General features: G+C 67.8%; 1 protein-coding gene. It reads right to left on the bottom strand.

The annotated features are described in order from the left end of the window. Nucleotides 1-460, bottom strand: a 460-nt coding sequence (locus JQK88_RS35665; RefSeq protein ID WP_203281276.1) for an AMP-binding protein, incomplete at both ends; no start/stop codon positions are given.

Below are 460 nucleotides of genomic sequence, written 5' to 3' on the forward strand. Positions count from 1 at the left end.
GGCCTTCGCCATCCAGCCGCGCCAGATCGCCGGTGCGGTAAAGCAGGCGATCCGGCGCGAGCGGGTGCGCAACGAATCGCTCGGCGGTCTGTTCGGCGCGTTGCCAATAACCCAGCGACAGGTTGCCGCCGCCCAGGTACAACTCGCCGGCGACGCCCACCGGTGCCGGTAAGCCAAACCGATCCAGAACCCAGGCTTCGTTGCCCGCCAGCGGATGGCCGACCGGCACGCCCTGCTCCACCGGCCACTCTTCCGGCACGGTGCAGGTCAGAATCCCGACCGTGGTTTCGGTCGGGCCGTAGTGATTGACGATCCGCAAGGTCGGCGCGAGTGCGCGCACTTGCTGGACCAAAGCGCCGGTCAAGGCTTCGCCACCGGTAACCAAACATTCGCGAGGCAATACGGCCGTACCGCCGGCCGCCGCCAGCAGGCCGGCGAGATGCGAGGGCACTATCTTCAG

Origin of the sequence: Mesorhizobium caraganae (assembly GCF_016836705.1) — a bacterium.
In the GTDB taxonomy this organism is placed as follows: Bacteria; Pseudomonadota; Alphaproteobacteria; order Rhizobiales; family Rhizobiaceae; genus Mesorhizobium; species Mesorhizobium caraganae.